At 42.7% G+C, this 20,002-nt stretch carries 19 protein-coding genes; 5 read left to right on the top strand and 14 right to left on the bottom strand.

Annotated features, from left to right (window positions below; translation table 11 throughout):
• Positions 1–29: 29 nt before the first annotated feature.
• Positions 30–1,094 carry a cytochrome c oxidase subunit II gene (coxB, locus tag PGH26_RS04330; RefSeq protein WP_323692794.1) on the bottom strand — a complete coding sequence of 355 codons (1,065 nt, stop codon included), beginning with the start codon at positions 1,092–1,094 and terminating at the stop codon, positions 30–32.
• 97 nt (positions 1,095–1,191) lie between these two features.
• On the bottom strand, positions 1,192–2,112 hold the full coding sequence (cyoE, locus tag PGH26_RS04325) for a heme o synthase (RefSeq protein ID WP_323692793.1): 921 nt from the start codon (positions 2,110–2,112) through the stop codon (positions 1,192–1,194).
• A 321-nt stretch (positions 2,113–2,433) separates the two neighbouring features.
• Here cyoE and PGH26_RS04320 point away from each other — a divergent pair, with 321 nt between their 5' ends.
• Positions 2,434–3,345, top strand: a complete 912-nt coding sequence (locus PGH26_RS04320; protein ID WP_323692792.1) for a COX15/CtaA family protein — start codon at positions 2,434–2,436, stop codon at positions 3,343–3,345.
• A gap of 76 nt (positions 3,346–3,421) precedes the next feature.
• Here the strand turns inward: PGH26_RS04320 and ltrA are convergent, their stop codons facing one another.
• The 4 genes from ltrA to PGH26_RS04300 all read right to left on the bottom strand — a co-directional run bounded on the left by ltrA (position 3,422) and on the right by PGH26_RS04300 (position 10,379).
• Positions 3,422–4,684: a group II intron reverse transcriptase/maturase gene (ltrA, locus tag PGH26_RS04315; protein ID WP_323691043.1), complete on the bottom strand. Its 1,263-nt coding sequence runs from the start codon at positions 4,682–4,684 to the stop codon at positions 3,422–3,424.
• Positions 4,685–5,412: 728 nt separating this feature from the next.
• Positions 5,413–8,850, bottom strand: a complete 3,438-nt coding sequence (pyc, locus tag PGH26_RS04310; RefSeq protein WP_323692791.1) for a pyruvate carboxylase — start codon at positions 8,848–8,850, stop codon at positions 5,413–5,415.
• A gap of 23 nt (positions 8,851–8,873) precedes the next feature.
• Positions 8,874–10,037 (bottom strand): FtsW/RodA/SpoVE family cell cycle protein, encoded by a 1,164-nt coding sequence (locus PGH26_RS04305; protein ID WP_323692790.1) that lies wholly within the window; start codon positions 10,035–10,037, stop codon positions 8,874–8,876.
• Positions 10,038–10,097: 60 nt separating this feature from the next.
• Positions 10,098–10,379, bottom strand: coding sequence for an Fpa/YlaN family protein (locus PGH26_RS04300; protein ID WP_039044106.1), 282 nt, complete (start codon positions 10,377–10,379; stop codon positions 10,098–10,100).
• A gap of 179 nt (positions 10,380–10,558) precedes the next feature.
• Here PGH26_RS04300 and PGH26_RS04295 point away from each other — a divergent pair, with 179 nt between their 5' ends.
• Positions 10,559–11,056: a peptidyl-prolyl cis-trans isomerase gene (locus tag PGH26_RS04295; protein WP_323692789.1), complete on the top strand. Its 498-nt coding sequence runs from the start codon at positions 10,559–10,561 to the stop codon at positions 11,054–11,056.
• A gap of 14 nt (positions 11,057–11,070) precedes the next feature.
• Entirely contained in the window at positions 11,071–11,274 is a 204-nt protein-coding gene (locus tag PGH26_RS04290) for a YlaI family protein (RefSeq protein WP_323692788.1), read from the top strand.
• A 19-nt stretch (positions 11,275–11,293) separates the two neighbouring features.
• Here PGH26_RS04290 and PGH26_RS04285 read toward each other — a convergent pair whose 3' ends face one another.
• Entirely contained in the window at positions 11,294–11,626 is a 333-nt protein-coding gene (locus tag PGH26_RS04285; protein ID WP_231567284.1) for a YlaH-like family protein, read from the bottom strand.
• 24 nt (positions 11,627–11,650) lie between these two features.
• Positions 11,651–13,483, bottom strand: a complete 1,833-nt coding sequence (typA, locus tag PGH26_RS04280) for a translational GTPase TypA (RefSeq protein ID WP_323692787.1) — start codon at positions 13,481–13,483, stop codon at positions 11,651–11,653.
• Positions 13,484–13,584: 101 nt separating this feature from the next.
• Between typA and PGH26_RS04275 the strand changes: the two genes are divergently transcribed.
• Positions 13,585–13,770, top strand: a complete 186-nt coding sequence (locus PGH26_RS04275) for a YlaF family protein (protein ID WP_323692786.1) — start codon at positions 13,585–13,587, stop codon at positions 13,768–13,770.
• Positions 13,771–13,807: 37 nt separating this feature from the next.
• Here PGH26_RS04275 and PGH26_RS04270 read toward each other — a convergent pair whose 3' ends face one another.
• Together PGH26_RS04270 and PGH26_RS04265 are read right to left on the bottom strand one after the other, a co-directional pair.
• Positions 13,808–14,602, bottom strand: coding sequence for an inositol monophosphatase family protein (locus tag PGH26_RS04270; protein ID WP_323692785.1), 795 nt, complete (start codon positions 14,600–14,602; stop codon positions 13,808–13,810).
• Between the two features lie 137 nt (positions 14,603–14,739).
• Positions 14,740–14,934: a hypothetical protein gene (locus tag PGH26_RS04265; protein WP_323692784.1), complete on the bottom strand. Its 195-nt coding sequence runs from the start codon at positions 14,932–14,934 to the stop codon at positions 14,740–14,742.
• A gap of 154 nt (positions 14,935–15,088) precedes the next feature.
• Here PGH26_RS04265 and PGH26_RS04260 point away from each other — a divergent pair, with 154 nt between their 5' ends.
• A complete protein-coding gene (locus PGH26_RS04260; RefSeq protein ID WP_323692783.1) occupies positions 15,089–15,712 on the top strand; it encodes a YktB family protein in 624 nt (207 codons plus the stop codon).
• 108 nt (positions 15,713–15,820) lie between these two features.
• On the opposite strand, the gene PGH26_RS04255 is transcribed toward PGH26_RS04260, so the two are convergent.
• From PGH26_RS04255 to PGH26_RS04240, 4 genes are all read right to left on the bottom strand, one after another.
• On the bottom strand, positions 15,821–16,090 hold the full coding sequence (locus tag PGH26_RS04255; RefSeq protein ID WP_323692782.1) for a UPF0223 family protein: 270 nt from the start codon (positions 16,088–16,090) through the stop codon (positions 15,821–15,823).
• An 81-nt stretch (positions 16,091–16,171) separates the two neighbouring features.
• Positions 16,172–17,584, bottom strand: a complete 1,413-nt coding sequence (lpdA, locus tag PGH26_RS04250) for a dihydrolipoyl dehydrogenase (protein WP_323692781.1) — start codon at positions 17,582–17,584, stop codon at positions 16,172–16,174.
• A gap of 3 nt (positions 17,585–17,587) precedes the next feature.
• Positions 17,588–18,985, bottom strand: coding sequence for a dihydrolipoamide acetyltransferase family protein (locus tag PGH26_RS04245; RefSeq protein WP_323692780.1), 1,398 nt, complete (start codon positions 18,983–18,985; stop codon positions 17,588–17,590).
• A 36-nt stretch (positions 18,986–19,021) separates the two neighbouring features.
• Positions 19,022–19,999, bottom strand: a complete 978-nt coding sequence (locus PGH26_RS04240; RefSeq protein ID WP_323692779.1) for an alpha-ketoacid dehydrogenase subunit beta — start codon at positions 19,997–19,999, stop codon at positions 19,022–19,024.
• Positions 20,000–20,002: the final 3 nt, after the last annotated feature.

Raw genomic sequence — 20,002 nt, 5'->3', positions numbered from 1 at the left:
TTACCTCCTCTTCAATATCGCGTTACGTATTACTGCTCAACAGACAAGCCAAGCAAGTACTCAGCTAAGTCGTCTAACTCTTGGTCAGAAAGCTGATTTTCAAAAGAAGGCATTTTGTTGCCCGGTTTAACTTTTTGTGGATTCTTAATCCATTCTTTCAAGTGCTTTTCATCATGCTCCAGGAAACCAGCGACGCGGTTACGGTCACCGAATGCTGCAAGGTTCGGACCGGGTGCTCCGCTTGATCCAGCACCAGAAGTGGCGTGACAACCGATACAGCTTTGTTTGAAGACTTCTTCACCTGCTGCGTTTGCTACATTGTTTCCATCTGCAGTTGCCTTCATGTTTTTCGCCCATGCATCGAACTCATCACGCGGTAAAGTTTTTACTTTGAAATCCATCAGTGAGTGAGACGGTCCGCATAGCTCAGCACATTTACCGTAGAACACACCATCTTTAAGACCTTTTGATTCTTGATCGAATGTCAGGAAAAACTTGTTTAAGTTCTCAACGTTCGTATCCAACTTACCGCCGATTGCCGGGATCCAGAAGGAGTGCTTCACGTCTGCAGCTTTCAGGTTGAAGAATACTTTCTCCTTAGTTGGTACTACGAGTTCCTGTGCTGTGACAATACCAAGATCCGGGTATTCGAATTCCCACCAGTAAAGCTTAGCGGTAACGTCAACAACAAGATGTTTCGCATTTCCTTCGTCGTCTACTTCTTCCATTGCTTTTACGTCCCCAAGTTTATATGTGTAATATACAGTAGGAACTGCAAGAATGATAATGAGGATAATTGGAATGATTGTCCAAACAAGTTCCAATTTATGACTGCCTTCAACTTGTTCAGGCACGAAATCCTCACCTAGTTTCGAACGTCTGAAACGAATCAATGCGACTACATAAATTACGACTACAACAAGAATGACGAACAACATGATACCTGAAGAAAGCATCAGCAGCTTAAACTGATCTTTACCTACCTGACCAGCCGGTAGAAGCGTGGATAATTCCTGTTGGCCACATCCTGCTAAAAATACAGTCAGAACCGCTAACAAGGAAAAGAGACGCCATTTTTTGAGTCCTTTCATCATCGCTTCATAATCCCTCTCTTTCTAATAGTGTTTTCTTCCATTGAGGAGTAAAGACCTCTCTATAATGAATTCCTGTCAAAGAAAGAATTCCAGACATTCAGATGAAAATCGAAAAGATAATCATCGAGACAAAAAGGATTGTCATGTAATTCAATGAGTAGATGAACATGGATGTTGCCCACTTTAAATCATCTTTCGCACTGAATCCTTTTAGAGCCAGCAATAACCAACCTACGTTTAACAGTGTTGCCAAAATCAGAAACCCAATTCCCAATTCGCTTAATAAAAAAGGCAAAGGAAATAACAGCACAACCCACGCAAGCATTGATTTCTTTGTGCGGGCAAATCCTTTTACGACAGGTAACATGGGAATTCCAGCTGCTCCATATTCATCTGTTTTTTTCATAGCCAGCGCATAAAAGTGCGGCGGCTGCCAGACAAACATAATTAGAAACAACGCCAAAGCTCCAAATCCAAGTGACGGTTCCACTGCTGCCCATCCGATAAGCGGCGGAATAGCTCCAGACAGACTTCCGACAATCGTATTTGATACGTGACGGCGTTTTGACCACATCGAATAAAGAACGACATAACTGAATACTCCTGCGAGACCAAGAAGTCCTGCAGTAGCATTTGCTGAAAACAGCAACCCTTCTCCAATTGCGATAAACCCTAAAGCCATTGCAAGAACTGCCGGGGCTTTAAATCGGCCAGTCACTGTAGGTCTAGTCCGAGTACGTGTCATAATCGGGTCGATATCACGATCGATCAAATTATTCAGCGCTGCTGAACCGGCTATGATTAAGGCAGTTCCGAAAAGAGTAGCAATCATAAGATCCAGTCTATGTACAAAATTGATGTTCGCAAACTGGAACGCCAAGAAAAGACCCGTGAACGCAGTAATCAAGTTAGAATTCACAATACCAATTTTAATGAGTGCTAAAAAGTCCTTCATGAATGTTGGTGCAATTACAGTTTCCGGTACCGTCTCTGCAGCAGTCGTACGACTGTTTGACATTTGACTCCCCCTTTCAAAGCCTTTAAAAAATGACCGCTGTACTTAACTATATCGAAAATCCTTCACAATTTCTATACAAAATCGCAATTTGTATAGAATTGCACACTCTCTCAAGGAATTATACAGTGCACACTCTATAGTAAATCATTCCACGTACCTATTTGTGAAGTTATCAGGTCTTTTTTATGAACATTTTGTGAAAACCCGAACCTTATCAGCTCTTCTTCGTTTCCGGCATTGTGTTTTATAACGGAATTCTCTATCATTAAAAACTAGAGACCTTTTCAACGGTCGACATTTTACAGAAGAAGGTGTCTTTGTTTGAAACGATATAACTACTTAAAATGGTTTGCGGTAGCTGCGACAGTTGGAATGCTGCTCATCATGCTCGGCGGTGCGCTCGTTACGAAAACAGACAGCGGTATGGGCTGCGGCAGACATTGGCCTGGCTGTAATGGACAACTAATTCCGGACGAGATTACGACAGAAGTATTAATCGAGTTTTCTCATCGTCTCGTAACAGGTGCTGTCGGAATTTTAATAGTGATTTTAGCCGTATGGTCATGGAAAGCGATTGGACATGTTCGTGAAACTAAATTCCTCTCGATGATGGCTGTATTTTTCCTCATCTTGCAAGCACTCATAGGTGCGGCACAGGTAAAATGGGGACAAGGAGATTTCATCCTCGCTTTACATTTCGGAATTTCATTAATTTCGTTTGCGGCGGTTCTGCTTCTAACTCTTCTCATTTTTGAAGTGGATAAAAAGTTCGACGCCGATAAGATCAAAGTCGGCCCCAAACTGAAATTCCATACAATCGGTGTGACCATTTACTCTTACATCGTGATTTATACAGGCGCTTTAGTGCGTCATACAGAATCCAGTCTGGCTTGTGCGGATTGGCCGCTGTGCAGGAACGATCAGTTCGAACTCCCTTCCACATTGAATGAGTGGGTACAAATGGGACATCGTACGGCTGCTGCATTAATTGTCATCTGGCTTGCGTATATCGCTATCCATGTATTCCGTAACTATCGTGATCAAAAAGTGCTGGTATGGAGCTGGTCTATCGCATTGGTGCTCGTTCTGGCACAAGCTACAACGGGCATGCTCTCTGTCTTCACTCGTTTGAATCTTTCCATTGCATTGCTTCACTCATTATTCGTGACATTACTCTTCGGGTTGCTCACGTACATGATTTTGCTGCTATCCAGAGTACGCATTCATAAATAATGATCGAGTAGGAGGGAGTGATTAACTCCCGACCTCTCACACCACCGTACGTACCGTTCGGTATACGGCGGTTCAATTAAGATTGCTGACGCAAAGTTTCGTAACGAGATATTAGACTTTTGAGCCCTTGGGAACTCCAGTAGGAGTTCCCAAGGGTTCTGTGTAGTATTGGGCTTTTAGAAATTCTCCAGTAACTTTTCCGAGAGTTCCCCCATTCATAAGCTTTCCCTTTCGGGGCACCTAATCCTACGAGTTTCCTCACTTTAGTGCTGGGTTTCTTCCAATCCTTCCACATACACATGCGTAGTCTTCTTCGAATCCACGAATCGAATTTAGTAAACACACTTGGCGTATCTGCCAGAGCGAAATATCCACACCATCCCATCAGATATTGGTTGAGTTTCTTCATCCGATACTCTAACGAGTAAGGTTTCTTCCGAGAAGTAATCTCACGGATTTTATTCTTCATCCGTTTAACACTTTCTTTGGCAATACGAACTTTAGGTTCTTTACCAACGGTGAAGCTGAAACCAAGAAATTTCCTCTTCCAGGGACGGTCAACTGCGGATTTATTTCCATTCACTTTCAACTTCAGTTTCGCTTCAATAAATGAAGTCACAGAGTTCATCACCCGACGCCCTGCTTTCTCTGTTTTCACATAGATATTACAGTCATCGGCATAACGGACGAATAGGTGACCCCTTCTTTCTAATTCTTTGTCTAATTCATCTAAGACTATATTAGAAAGTAGAGGACTAAGTGGACCACCTTGTGGTGTCCCTTCTTCACTATTCGTCACCACGCCATGTATCATGATGCCTGACTTCAGATATTTACGGATTAACTTCAGTAAACGTTTATCTTGAATCCGTTTCGCCAGTGTCCCCATGAGTCGATCATGGTTCACTTTATCGAAGAATTTCTCCAAGTCTATATCGACTACCCAGCGATTTCCTTCTGTTAAGTATCCTTTCGCCTTTCTTACCGCGTCATGGGCGCTTCGTTTTGGACGAAAGCCATAGCTATGGTCTGAAAACGTTGGGTCATATAACGAAGTGAGAATTTGGGCAATCGCTTGTTGAATGAGCCGGTCTATCACAGTAGGGATGCCTAATAATCGCACGCCACCGTCAGGTTTCGGGATTTCGACCCTGCGGACTGGTTGCGGTTCATAAGTTCCCTCTAACAGTTCCATTTTCATGGACTCCCAATGCTTCACGATATGCGTTCGTAGGTTTTGTACGGGCATTTCATCCACGCCATGGCTACCTTTATTTCGCTCTACCCTTTTTAGGGCAGAAAGTAGATTTTCCCGTGATAGTATCTGCTCCATCAACATTCGTCACGCCTCTTTCCGTGAACAACGGTTCTTCTTATGCCAGTTCTGCTCTACCATCTTGAAGTCCCCCATGGAATTCACCATATCCTCCTTCAAGTATGCCTTTACGGTTATCTGTGTTCATCGCAGTTTACTGAATGCCAAGATGTTGTTCTCTCTTAATCGTTCAGCCCTTCCCATTCCTCTCGAGTCAGAATGGTACTATGGCTTCTGCTGACTTCTGACTGTTCAGCTATCCATCACTGGATAGGTTATCAAGAGTACTTGACGTATCAGTCAGACCTCCCCAGGTAAGAACGTAATCTTTCCCTCCACCTATCTGCTTCATCTACTCCGTACAACCTTCGGTAGAAAGGGCTTTGTTTTGTTTAGCAAACTCACCCAATTGTACTTAGCCTTATATGAAGTTCGTGTTCCTCAGATCAGAGGTTTGCCGCTCGCTTCCTTCAGATTCCACGTCACCATGGACACCCTTGCGTTAAGCTAACTGTTACTTCTACCTTCACAGTTCGGGACTTGCACCCTATAGATTACGCCCATGCTGGGCACACTAAAAAAAACAGCCGCTCGGGGTTTCGAGTGGCTGTTTTTTATGCTTTGGTGGGGTTTTTGGGGGCGTTTCTGTAGGGTTATGATCACTTTCCCCCTTTTATAAACGCTTCAACAAAAATTACGGGCACATCAATATCCATTGATGTGCCCGTAATCATTATTAGTTTCTTATGTCATCAATGCTCCAGTTCAATCAACAAATCTCCAGTAGAGATTGCTTCACCCTGGGATACATGGATTTCTTTCACGACTCCATCGAAAGGTGTTTGGATTGTCGTTTCCATTTTCATTGCCTCGGTGATCAATAAATGTTGACCGCGGCGGACACGGTCCCCTTTTTCAACTGCAAGCTGCAAGACTGTTCCAGGCATGGTTGCAGCAATATGTGCATCATTTCCTGAATCTGCTTTTTGCTTCTTCACAGAATCTGTTTCAACACTAACATCTTGGATGATTACTTCACGCGGCTGACCATTCAATTCAAAGTAAACGACACGTGTTCCATCAGCTTGAGGTTCCCCAATAGAAACCAACTTAATAATTAACGTCTTCCCTACTTCAATCTCTACTTCAATTTCTTCTCCTAATCTCATTCCATACAGGAATTCAGGAGTCTGGATGACTGACAGATTGCCAAAGTCCTTATACATTGCCGTATATTCCTCAAATACTTTCGGATATAACGAATACGCTAATGCATCTTTCATAGTAGCTGGATTTTCCAGTTCACGATCAAGTTTTTCAATAACTTCTTCAAAGTTGACCGGCTCCAGTAATTCCCCGGGACGCTCAGTCAGCGGCTTGCGGCCTTTTAGTACGACCTTCTGCAATTCTTCGGGGAATCCTCCGTATGGCTGACCAATATATCCTTCAAAGAACTCAATCACTGATTCAGGGAAGTCGATTGAGTTCCCTCTTGCCAGAACAGCATCCTCATCCAAATCGTTTTGGACCATGAACAGCGCCATGTCTCCAACAACTTTTGATGAAGGGGTCACTTTAACGATATCCCCAAATAGCATGTTGACACGAGAGAACATTTCTTTAACTTCTTTCCAACGATTGCCTAGTCCTACACCCTTTGCTTGCTGCTGCAGGTTAGAGTATTGGCCTCCTGGCATTTCATGAACGTACACTTCCGAATGCGGACTGATCATACCGCTCTCAAAATGACCATAATACTCACGAACGTCCTCCCAATAGAAGGATAATTCTTCAAGTGACTTTACATCAGCCCGCAAGCCTCTTCCGCCATACTGCAGTGCGTAGTAAAGCGAGTTAGCTGAAGGTTGTGAAGTTAGACCGGACATCGCTCCAAGCGCAGTATCGACAATATCGACACCTGCTTCAATGGCGCGCGTATACATAGCAATCCCATTACCGCTTGTATCATGGGAATGTAGATGAATTGGAATATCAACTGTTTCCTTCAATTCTGAAATAAGCTGATACGCCGCCTCAGGCTTTAGCAGCCCTGCCATATCTTTTAGCGATAAGATATGAGCTCCGGCGTTTTCAAGTTCTTTAGCCATTTCTTTATAGTAGGATATCGTATATTTCGTTCGCATTGGATCTAAAACGTCTCCCGTGTAACAAAGTGCGGCTTCCGCTACTTTTCCTTCTTGGCGGACTGCATCAATCGCCACTTCCATCCCTTTAATCCAATTCAAACTGTCGAAAATACGGAATACATCAATCCCGGAGGCTGCAGATTCTTTAACAAACTCACGGATTACATTATCCGGGTAGTTTTTGTATCCTACTGCATTAGCTCCTCTGAATAGCATCTGGAATAACACATTTGGAATCTGCTCCCGTAACAAAGCAAGACGCTCCCATGGATCTTCTTTCAAGAAACGGTAGGACACATCAAACGTTGCACCGCCCCACATTTCAAACGAAAACAGGTCAGGCATCAGACGTGCCGATTCTGCTGCTATGTTCGTCATATCTGATGTACGGACACGTGTTGCAAGCAATGACTGATGAGCATCACGGAATGTCGTATCTGTCAGCAGGACATCTTCTTGTTCTTTGACCCATTTCGCTAATCCTTCTGGTCCTCGCTCATCCAGAATTTGTTTAGTCCCTTGCTTTGGTGCAGCAGTCAAGTCCACTTCCGGCTTACGCGGAACAGCAAAAACAGGTTTTGACTGACGTCCAATCCCTGGGAATCCATTGACTGTAATCGTTCCTAAATAGTTCAGAACCTTCGTCCCCCGGTCTTTTCTGACTGGGAATTCAAATAATTCCGGCGCTGCGTCTATGAAACTCGTCGAATAATCTCCAGTTAAAAAGCTTTCATGGCGAACAACATTCGCTAGGAAAGGAATATTGGTCTTTATTCCACGGATTCGGAATTCTTGTAAGTTCCGATCCATTTTGGATGCAGCTTCTCTGAACGTCATTCCCCAAGTTGAAACTTTTACAAGCAATGAATCATAATACGGTGTAATTACTGCTCCTTGGAATCCGTTTCCTGCATCCAGACGGACACCAAACCCGCCGCCAGATCGATACACAGACAACTTCCCAGTATCAGGCATAAAATCATTCAGTGGATCCTCAGTTGTTACCCGTGCTTGAATTGCATAACCGAACAGAGGGATATCGTCCTGTTCAGGTACTGAGGCATGTCCGGTATGAAGATTCTCTCCATCCGCTATGAAAATTTGTGTATGGACGATATCGATACCCGTCACCATTTCAGAAATGGTATGTTCCACTTGGATACGCGGATTAACTTCAATAAAGTAAAACTCATCATTTGCGACTAGAAATTCAACTGTTCCCGCATTTATGTAGTTTACATTTGCCATTAGTTTAACCGCTGAATCACAAATAGCTGATCTAAGTTCGTCTGTTAACGAAATGGAAGGTGCAATTTCAACCAGCTTTTGATGGCGACGCTGTACTGAACAATCCCGCTCATACAGATGGACAATATTCCCGTGAGTATCCCCTAATATTTGTACTTCAATATGTTTTGGCTCTCTAATCAGTTTTTCAACATATACTTCATCGGATCCGAATGCCGACTTTGCTTCGGATTTCGCACGATTGTAAGCTTCTTGAACTTCGTCAGCATGCTCCACAATACGCATTCCGCGTCCACCGCCGCCAAGAGACGCTTTGATGATAATTGGATACCCGTGTGACGTCCCGAATGCCTCCACATCTTCAACGGATTGAACAGGTCCATCTGTGCCTGGAATAACCGGGATTCCAGCTTGTATTGCCTGTGAACGCGCTTTCACTTTATCGCCAAACATCTCCAAGTGACGAGAAGTCGGTCCAATAAAAATGATTCCTTCTTTTTCAAGACGTGCAGCAAACTCTTCATTCTCTGCTAAAAAACCATAACCTGGATGCACAGCATTCGCACCTGATCGTTTAGCAATTTCAATAATGCCGTCAATGTCAAGATATGCATCGATCGGTTTCTTGCCTTCTCCAATCAGATACGATTCATCCGCCTTATAACGATGAAAGGATCCTCGATCTTCTGCAGAATAAATACCTACTGTTGGAATTTGAAGTTCAGTACACGCTCTGAAAATACGAATTGCAATTTCCCCGCGGTTCGCAACCAGAATCTTTTTAATGGATCTCATTTCCACCTTAGGCACGCCCTTTTCTATTTATTTTTCTCATATCTAGTGAACATTGAAACATTCATCAATATTCCTAAAGCTAAAGATAACAGAATAATCGAAGTTCCGCCATAACTAATAAACGGAAGTGTCACACCCGTTAATGGAATGAGACCAGTCAATCCGCCTAAATTGATGAATGTTTGGATACCAATTAAAGCCCCTACACCTGAAGCAAGCATTCTAGCATGCGGGTCCTTAGTCGATAACGCAATCCAAAATGCACGCACAACTAAGAAGCCTAATCCGCCAATTACTAGAACAGTTCCAAAAACCCCAAGTTCTTCAGAAATAATTGCCATGATGAAATCAGTATGCGGTTCAGGCAGATACCCCATTTTTTGAACAGAGTTCCCTAGACCAAATCCAAACAATCCTCCGGCCCCAATCGCAATGTATCCATTGACAATCTGAAGTCCTGAACCTTGAATGTATTGGAACGGATCCCGATAGGCTGAAAAACGCCCCAGGCGACTTCCCGTCATTACTGAATCCCAGGAGAAGTACAAAAAGATTGCTACAAGCACTAGAATTGCAGCTACAAACACACTTAACTTTCCAAAAGTCTTAATGTTGATGCCGCTTGCGGCCATCACACATATCGAGGTAGCGATGATAATAAAGGTCGCTCCAATATCTGTTTCCAACATGACAGACGCAACAGCGATTCCTAAAATCATGACTGGAGGCACAATCGCGGTGTTAATACTGTTAATTGTTCCAGCCTGGTATTTATTCGCGAATACACTAGCAAAATAAATGATCATCACAATCTTTGCAAGTTCAGAAGGCTGTATGCTGCCTATAGGAAGTTTAATCCAAGACTGTGACCCTACGTCCCCGCCAAATCCAATAAAATGAACTAAAAATAGGAGAGCTAACATGACAGCAACGGCAGCTACCATAAAATACTTTTTCCTATATAGTTTGTAAGGAAGAAAAGCCGTAAAGAAGAAGGCAAAAAGTGCGATAATCACACTCTTAAGCTGTTGGTTATAAAAATAATCCGGCTCCCAGCCATACCGGTTTACAGACCAAACCATGCTTGAGCTGTAAACCATCATGAGCCCAAACAGACAAAGTACTAAATATGTAAAAAATAATGGGAAATCAAAATGGCGAAATAGCCTTTTTGCATAACTTTTCAAAAAAATCCCTCGTATCTGTAAATAAAAAACTCAAACTTTAGGTTAGTTTGAGTCTTTTGTTTATTTTTTTATGCTAAGTTCATGTAAGATGTTCATTTCCTTCTCTAAAACAGAAAGTATGTTCTTTCCACGCTCTCTCTCAATAAGACCAAGCTTCACGGCAAAGTCGATTTCACGAGACAGGCCATACATTTGCGTGTCCAGTACTTCTTCATACAAAGGACATTGCGGCATCGTCAAATGATCCATCTGCACTTTAATGAGCTGGGCGATTTTATCTGCATCCGCCTGCAGCTGCATTATAGCTTTTTCCTGATAGGTTTCCTGTACTTCTATATCCATGAGGACGCCCCCATTACTCTTATTTCAGCAAGCTGCTATAGAGTAAATTGTAGCTGTAGAAAGCCGAAATTGCAAGTATTTCCCGTACCGTTCTGCCGCAGGATAGCCAGATAGCTTCCGATTAAGAACAAAAACAGGTATACTGTAAACTAGAAACGAATGTGCTGGGAGGATTTATTGTGGAAACTATTGTACCAATTAAAGGAAATGTTAAACATACGATTACGCTGGACCCCACTGTCTGGATTTTTGATGACAGACGACTCGACTTGGAAACGTATTTTACGACAGAAAGTGAAGAGTTCGATGAGATGGAAGATTATAAAGAGCGGATGGGGAAACACTGGTCTCGAGAAATTATGGAAGGTGCGACCTATCCCCCAACCCTGAAGTCCGAAAAGAAATATGAGAAACAAAAAATGCTGACGGGAACATTTGGAATTATTTTCGAGCCTTTTTTGAAAAATGCAATTCCAGCAGAAGATGCGACAACCATCACTTTTGAAACAGCTGATGGAGAATACGACTTCCCGATCACAGACGCAGCAAATTTGCTATTCCAGTTCAGCTTGAAAGGCAAACCGTTAAAAGAAGATGGCCCCATTCACGTTATGCTAAAGGACGGCTCAAATCGAAATAATCCAATCCGTAATGTTTCGGCAATCCGAATTAGCTGAAGAGAGGTGCGACAATGCGTGTTAAATGTGTAATGTGCGATGAAATCGGTAAACTGAGCGATGAAGATCCACTCGCAAAGAAATTGCGCAACCGGCCGATTCATACATATATGTGTGAAGCTTGCCGAGAGCGTATTGGAGAATTAACGCAGCTGCGCATAGCAACAGGAAACTTCAATTTCCGCCGCAGTTCCCATCCAGCTGAAAATGAGTTTTAAAAAAAGATCCAGCCGCATGTTATGCGACTGGATCTTTTTGATGTTCATTTAATCTGCGGACTCTATAAATAATAAGAATCAGCGCGGCTACAATTAGCCCCTCCACGATCGGAAGGAAAAATGCTAAGAACGTTAGCACGAGGCAGCCGATAAACAAAAACGTATAAATGACAAGATTTTGCAATGGCTTGATTTTCCTGGCAAAGCCTAGTTTATACACTAAGGCTGCCAGTAAAAACACGAGGGCGAACAGTACGTAGCCCGCGGCATCGAAATTCGGCATCATTTCGTAAATTAACTTCGCGATGCCGGACATCTTAGTGGCTACGAGCTCTGAATCCTCTACCTTCATTCAACACATTCCTTTCATAACAGCTTATTTGCTCTTTTTCTGTGACTTTTCGCGTTCGTTCTTATCGAGAATTTTCTTACGAATCCGAATCGAAACAGGTGTTACTTCACAGTACTCATCTTCACTCGCATATTGAAGAGCTTCTTCAAGCGTCATGATCTTAGGTTTCTTAGTTGAAACTGTCTGATCTTTTGTAGCAGAACGTACGTTAGTAGCATGTTTAATACGTGTTAAGTTGATTGTGATATCACTTTCACGCGTGTTCTCTCCAACAACCATACCTGCATAGATATCAGTACCCGCTTCGACGAACATGATTCCACGGTCTTCTAGCTGCATAACACTATAAGCTGTTACTTTACCATTCTCCATAGAAACCAGAACACCATTGCGACGTCCGCCGACTTTTTCAGATGTCATTGGCTTATAAGAATCGAATGAATGATTGAGGATTCCGTATCCGCGTGTCAGCGTTAAGAAGTCTGTAGAATATCCAATCAATCCTCGTGCAGGCACTAAGAACGTCATACGAACTTGTCCGTTTCCATTGTTGACCATATCCAGCATTTCGCCTTTACGTTCACCCATGGATTCGATTACTGCCCCTGTATATTCTTCAGGAACATCAATTTGAACATTCTCTACTGGCTCACAACGTTTACCATCTATTGTTTTAACAATTACTTCAGGCTTTGAAACTTGAAGTTCAAATCCTTCACGTCTCATGTTTTCAATCAAAATTGATAAGTGAAGTTCTCCACGGCCAGAAACCATCCATGCATCAGGAGTTTCCGTAGGATCTACACGCAACGATACGTCTGTTTGCAATTGCTGCTCTAGACGCTCTTCGATTTTTCTTGAAGTGACCCATTTCCCTTCACGGCCAGCGAATGGACTGTTGTTTACAAGGAACTTCATTTGCAATGTAGGCTCATCTACGTGCAGCAATGGCAGTGCTTCTTGATGGTCTGTAGGACAAACTGTTTCACCAACGTCAATATCATCCATACCAGAAATCGCGATCAAGTCACCTGCATATGCCTCTTCGATTTCAATACGTTTCAATCCTAAGAAACCGTACATTTTTGTAACGCGGAAGTTTTTAACAGCTCCGTCACGTTTCATAACACTAACTTGTTGTCCTACTTTCATCGTTCCGCGGAATACGCGTCCAATACCAATACGACCTACATAATCACTGTAGTCAAGAAGAGATACTTGGAATTGAAGCGGCTCTTCACGATTGTCGATTGGAGCTGGAATTTTATCAAGAATTGCTTCGTACAATACTTTCAATGTATCTTCTTGATCAGCTGGGTCTGGAGAAAGACTCGCAGTACCATTGAATCCTGAAGCAAATACTACAGGGAATTCAAGTTGCTCGTCATTTGCATCCAATTCGATGAAGAGTTCAAGAACTTCATCAACTACTTCTTCAGGACGTGCAAATTCACGGTCGATTTTATTTACGACAACGATTGGCTTTAGGTTGATTTCAAGAGCTTTTTTCAATACGAAACGTGTTTGCGGCATACATCCTTCAAATGCGTCAACGACTAGAACTACGCCATCAACCATTTTAAGAATACGTTCAACTTCTCCACCGAAGTCAGCGTGTCCTGGTGTATCCAAAATATTGATTTTCGTGTCTTCATATTCGATTGCAGTATTTTTCGCAAGAATCGTAATTCCACGCTCGCGCTCAATTTCGTTTGAGTCCATCGCGCGCTCTTCAACTTGCTCATTTGAACGGAAAATACCTGATTGCTTCAATAACTGGTCAACTAGTGTTGTTTTACCATGGTCAACGTGGGCGATAATAGCTATATTTCTAAGATCATTTCGTGTGTTTGTCATCATTTCACTCCATCTGTCTTTATTCAGTTGATTAACTGTGTTATTATAGCACAAGATACTTCGAGAAAAAACGATTTACTTTATCAGGAGGCGTATTTTTTTTGAAAAATGTCAAATGGGTGTTCGTTTTATACGCTCTGGGTGCTGTTCTATCAATGTTTATGATTGGAATTGCTGTCGGCGTAAAAAGTTTTTTATTGGCGATTGCAGCAATTGTTTCTCTTATCCTGATCATGGGGAATGGCTTTAAAACAAAAAAGAAGTTACGCGAGCAAGGACTTCTTTAATAAATGAGTGAAGATCGTTAGGAAACCTAATGATGCTTCACTTTTTTAATGCGATGAAATCATCAAGCAACTGTGAATGGATACTCGCATTCGCAACAATAAACGTCTCTTGCTCAAGCAGTCCCGGCCGCTCACCTTTCATTGTAGAAGAAACGGCTCCAACTTCGGAAGCAATGATCATACCGCCTGCAACGTCCCACGGGGATAACCTCATCGACATATATACATCGACCCTTCCTGCTGCTACATGTGTCAATTCGATAGCTGCTGAGCCATATGAGCGTGTCCCTCTGCATCTGTTAACGAGGTCAATCATCGGTTCGTTATCTACATATCGATTGGGAGCAACCCAGCTTGCATTTACTCCAATAATTGCTTCTTCAATTGTCGTGCTTTTCAACTTTGGAAGTTGAATATCATTAAGATAAGCGCCTTCATCCTTCATCGCGGAATATAAATCGTCAGCCATGACATCGTACACATAACCAAGCATTCCTATACCGTCTATATAAATCCCTAATGAAATAGCAAAGTTCCGTTTTTGATGGATAAAATTCATCGTTCCGTCAATAGGATCTAAAAACCAAATGATCCCTTCCAGTGATTGAATGTCATCCCCAAATCCTTCTTCCCCCATAATTCGATGATCAGGAAAATCACGTCTGATTCGACTGATGAAAAATTGTTCAATCTCCTGGTCGATATTCGTAACCAAATCGTTCGCGGATGACTTCGAGCTAATTTCAATTTCGGTAAAAAATGAATGTTTTATGTGATGACCCGCTTCTTTAATTAATGATTTCGCGTAACGGTCAAGTGCTCCCCAATTCATCTTAAATCCCTCCAGTTCATCTCCACCAAGTATAGCATAGCTATAAGGAGCCAAAACAAAAAAGGCTCCTGTGCATGATCTCCCTGAAGAGAACAATGACCAACAGCCTTTCCTAACAGTCGCGTATAGTGATTACGTTAAAAACCATTCAACTTCTCCAATTCACTATGAATTTCAGTTAGCCTCTTTTTGCTCTTCGCAATCTGTTTGGAGTCCTCTTCATTTAATGCATCATGAAGGGTTGCTAATTCATAGTCCAGCTCCAGGTTCAATACTTTTAGAAATTCTTTCTCTACATCAGCTTTACGAATAACATGGACGACTTGTTTCATCGAAAACACCCCTTTTTTTGAAAGTATGTGCAATTTCCTGTTACCATAAGATATGCGGGAATCAGTCGGACAACTAGATGTTCCGTCCTCTTGTCTTAAATTATTCCCCAAAGTTCTTCCTAATAAACGTAGATAAATGAGAGGAGTCACAAAATTGACAAAAACATTTTGGACAGAAAATGATTTTTCTGTTTTTGAAGTAGATGGATTGGATGCGCGAATGTCCTTATTGCAGGAGCGAATTCAACCTAAATTCGTGAAATTGGGTGAACTTTTCACACCCTTGCTGTCCGCTCATGGAAAGGGAGAGTTTTTCCCGCATGTTGCAAAGCATGCAAGACGGACAGTGAATCCCCCATCTGACAGCTGGGTTGCATTCGCTCCGGCTAAAAGAGGTTACAAAGCACTTCCACACTTTCAGATTGGTCTTTGGGGATCACATTTATTCATTGTTCTTGCTATTATTTACGAAAATCCCGATAAAAAAGGAATTTCAGAACGTTTGATGAATGATCTGTCCATGGTCACATCTTTGCCTGAGGATTATATTGTTTCAGGGGACCATATGAAACCCGATGCGACCCTGATTTCAGAGATAGGTCAAGATGGTTTAGCCGCTCTACTTGAACGGCTGCACGATGTAAAGAAAGCGGAATTTCTCGTCGGACGTCATCTGGATCGCAAACAAGCAGCAAGGATGTCGGATAAAGAATTTTTATCATACGCGGAAAAAACATTCGAACAACTTTTACCTGTGTATGATCGAGTAATCGGATAAAAATAGTCAATAAAAAAACGATTCCAGCAGCTCACCCATTAGGTGAACCCTAGAATCGTTTTTTTGAAAGATTGCCGATACTTTCATAAATAATTATTGCCTGCCAGCTTATCCTTTTATAAGTTCTCCGCTGGCGTCCTCTTTTGCTCGCTTCACTAATTTATAGCATTCATAATTACTCGCTTCTTTAAATTCCTTAAATAACGTTTTCTCTTCCGCCATTGAAGGTACAACCTTCTTAAACGCATTATACGCACTTAGCAGCTCATCTCTTCCAATTCCTTGCTCAAACGCTTTTTCAATACAAGTGAAAAAACCGGTTACAATCAAAATTTCATCTGTTGACCAGTCTGCACGCAGTGGATAACTATACTCCATTTGTATCTCCTCCTGTCCGGATTAGTCTATGCACATAGGAAAAAACCTATCCAACAGATGCCGGATAGGATTCTCCATGTATTATTTAGAAAGAATGTGAATCGGTTTACCAAGTGCAACTTCAGCTGCTTCCATTGAAATTTCTCCCAATGTAGGGTGTGCATGAATTGTCATTGAAACGTCTTCCAGCGTCATTCCGCCTTCAATAGCAATTGCCATTTCAGCGATCATATCAGATGCATTCTCCCCTGCAATTTGAGCACCAAGTAACAAGCCGTCTTCTTTACGCGCTACAAGCTTAACAAAACCATCTGGAGCGTTAAGTGCAAGCGCACGACCATTCGCACCGAATGGGAATTTGCCTACTGTTACTTCATACCCTTCATCTTTTGCCTGCTTTTCGTTCAGGCCGACAGTTGCAAGTTCTGGGTCTGTGAAGCACACTGCAGGAATTGCCATGTAATCCACTTCTGATTTTTCACCAGCAATTGCTTCAGCAGCAATCTTACCTTCGTAAGACGCTTTATGTGCAAGCTGTAAACCAGGAACGATATCACCGATTGCGTAAATATTTGAGATGCTCGTGCGGCATTGCTTATCCACACTTAGAATTCCGCGCTCTTCAAATTTCAAGCCGAGCTCTTCAAGTCCCATCTCATCTGTATTCGGACGGCGTCCAACAGTTACAAGTACGTAGTCAGCTTCGACGGTTTTTTCTTCACCTTTTACTTCATACGTAACTTTCACGCCAGAATCTGTTTCTTCAGCACCTTTAGCTGTTGCTTTCACAACAACTTCAACGCCTTTTTTCTTTAATCCTTTTTTCACAAGCTGCGTCATTTGCTTCTCGAAGCCTGTAAGAATATCATCCGCGCCTTCAATAATCGTTACTTCAGATCCTAGGTTTGCATAGGCAGAACCAAGCTCAGTACCGATATATCCTCCACCGATCACTACCAATTTCTTAGGAAGCTCTTTTAATTCAAGAGCACCTGTAGAATTGATTACGCGTTTAGAGAATTTGAAGTTCGGAATCTCAACAGGACGTGCGCCAGTTGCTAGAATCACATTCTTAAATTTATACGTTTGTGCAGATGTGTCATTCATCACACGCGCAGTGTTAGCATCAACAAAGTATGCTTCGCCTTTAACGATTTCAACTTTGTTCCCTTTAAGGAGCCCTTCAACGCCGCCTGTAAGCTTCTTCACAACGCCTTCTTTAAATGCCATAGCTTTAGAGAAATCAAGTTTTACGTCTGATGCCGTAATCCCCATATCGTCAGCGTCTTGTGCACTTACAAAACGATGTCCGACAGAAATGAGTGCTTTTGAAGGGATACAGCCTACGTTCAGACAAACACCGCCGATTGTGTTCTTTTCAACAATCGTTACTTTTTGTCCGAGCTGTGCAGCACGGATTGCTGCTACATATCCTCCAGGACCTGAACCGACTACGAGTGTATCTGTTTCAATTGGAAAGTCTCCTACTACCATCGTTTACGCCTCCATTAATAAAAGTTCTGGATTTCCTAGCAAGTGCTTGAGATGATTCAACGCTTGTTGCCCCGTTGCTCCATCAATGACTCGATGATCAAACACTAATGATAATGCTAACATAGGTGCGGCAACGATTTCACCATTTTTCACTACTGGTTTTTCTGAAATACGGCCAATCCCAAGAATGGCAACTTCCGGATGGTTAATAATCGGAGTAAACCACTGACCGCCTGCAGAACCAATGTTAGTAATCGAGCATGACGCGCCCTTCATTTCTGAAGCAGCCAGTTTACCGTCTCGAGCTTTTCCGCCGAGATCAGAGATTTCTTTTGAAATGGCAAAAATTGATTTACGATCTGCATGTTTAATAACAGGTACCAGCAGTCCGCGATCCGTATCAGCTGCAATTCCGATATTGAAATAATGCTTCTGAATCAGCTCTTCAGTTGCATCGTCAAGTGATGTGTTCAGTTCTGGGAATTTGCGTAAAGTCGAAACGAGAGCCTTAACGACATACGGTAAATACGTCAATTTAATATCTTGTTCAGCTGCGATCCCTTTGAACTTCTTGCGGTGTGCAACTAGTTCAGTTACATCCACTTCGTCAAGAAGTGTTACGTGAGGCGCAGTATGTTTAGAGTTCACCATAGCTTTCGCAATCACTTTACGGATATTAGAAAGTTTCTCGCGTGTTTCAGGGAAGTCGCCTTCAGGTACTTCAATCGCTTTAGGCTGCTCTGTTTGTGCAGATTCTGCCTGCTGTTCTTCTTGAGCTCCAGCTGAAGCATTCTCTTTGTTTGTTTCGTTTTGAGCTGTTTTGCTGCCGCCTGACTTAAAGGACTCGATGTCTTCTTTCAAAACACGGCCATTTTTACCTGAACCCGCGACTTGACGAATGTCAACGCCTTCTTCACGAGCAAATTTACGGACAGAAGGCATTGCAATGACGCGTCGGTTGGGATCAACATCTTGACTCGCTGCTTTCTTCTCTGCATCCGGTGTTGCATCAGTTGCTGGACCTGCTTCTTCTTTCGGTGCGTCTTCTTTATCTATAGACTGTCCTTTTTCTGCAGTAGCTTGTACCTGGGATTCGGCTTTTGATGGAGCTTCCTGTTTTTCTTCTGCAGGAGCCTCTTCCTCTTCCGCCTCGTCTTCGTGGTCCGGAGAATCAATTCGAATCAATTTATCTCCTACAACTGCTACAGTACCTTCTTTAACAAGTATTTCTTCTATTTTTCCTGACACGGGTGAAGGGATTTCCACGACAGATTTGTCGTTTTGTACTTCAAGAAGCGTATCGTCTTCGTTAATCGTGTCGCCTTCAGCAACAAACCACTTAACGATTTCGCCTTCATGAATTCCTTCTCCGATATCTGGTAAACGGAAATGATATGCCACGTGATCCACCCTCTCCTCAGTCCATTTGACTGGCTATTAAAATTCAAGTACTTTTTTCGCTGTTGCCACAATGTCATCCGCTTTAGGAAGCCATGTGTTTTCACCTTGTGCAAACGGATAAATTGTATCCGGCGCAGTTACGCGAAGTACTGGTGCCTCAAGACTTAAGACTGCACGTTCCATGATTTCAGAAACGACATTTGCAGCAATTCCAGCTTGGCGCTGAGCCTCTTGTACAACGATTGCACGATTTGTCTTTTCAACAGATGCAATAATTGTCTCAACGTCTAATGGCTGAATTGTACGCAAGTCGATAACTTCAACAGAATGACCATCTTTTTCAAGAGCTTCAGCTGCTTTAAGACTTTCCTGTACCATTGCACCGTAAGTGATGATTGACAAATCAGTTCCCTCACGCTTTACGTCTGCTTTCCCCAAAGGAATTGTGTATTCTTCTTCAGGCACTTCTTGGCGGAACGAGCGATACAGTTTCATATGCTCTAGGAAGATGACAGGGTTCTCGTCTTTGATTGCAGAGATTAGAAGGCCTTTTGCGTCATAAGGCGTTGATGGAATAACTACTTTTAAACCAGGCTGAGCAGCAACAAGTCCTTCGAGGCTGTCCGCGTGCATTTCAGGTGTAGCCACTCCCCCGCCAAATGGTGAGCGGATTGTAATTGGTGCATTTAATTTACCCGCACTGCGGAAAGACATACGTGCAGCTTGACCGTTTACTGAGTCCATTACTTCGAATAAGAAGCCGAAAAATTGCAGTTCCATTACAGGACGGTAGCCAGTCAATGCAAGACCGATTGCCAGACCGCCAATACCAGATTCTGCAAGTGGAGTATCAAACACTCGCTCTTCACCGAATTCTTTTTGAAGACCTTCAGTTGCCCGGAAGACTCCGCCGTTTTTACCGACGTCCTCACCGAACACGAGCACATTTTCATCATTTTTCAATTCCGTGCGCATTGCGTCGGTAATTGCTTGGATCATCGTCAATTGTGCCATCGG

The organism is Sporosarcina jeotgali (genome assembly GCF_033304595.1).
GTDB lineage: Bacteria > Bacillota > Bacilli > Bacillales_A > Planococcaceae > Sporosarcina > Sporosarcina jeotgali.
Note: the sequence above shows the minus strand (reverse complement) of the source record. Positions and strands in the feature narration are given on the sequence as shown.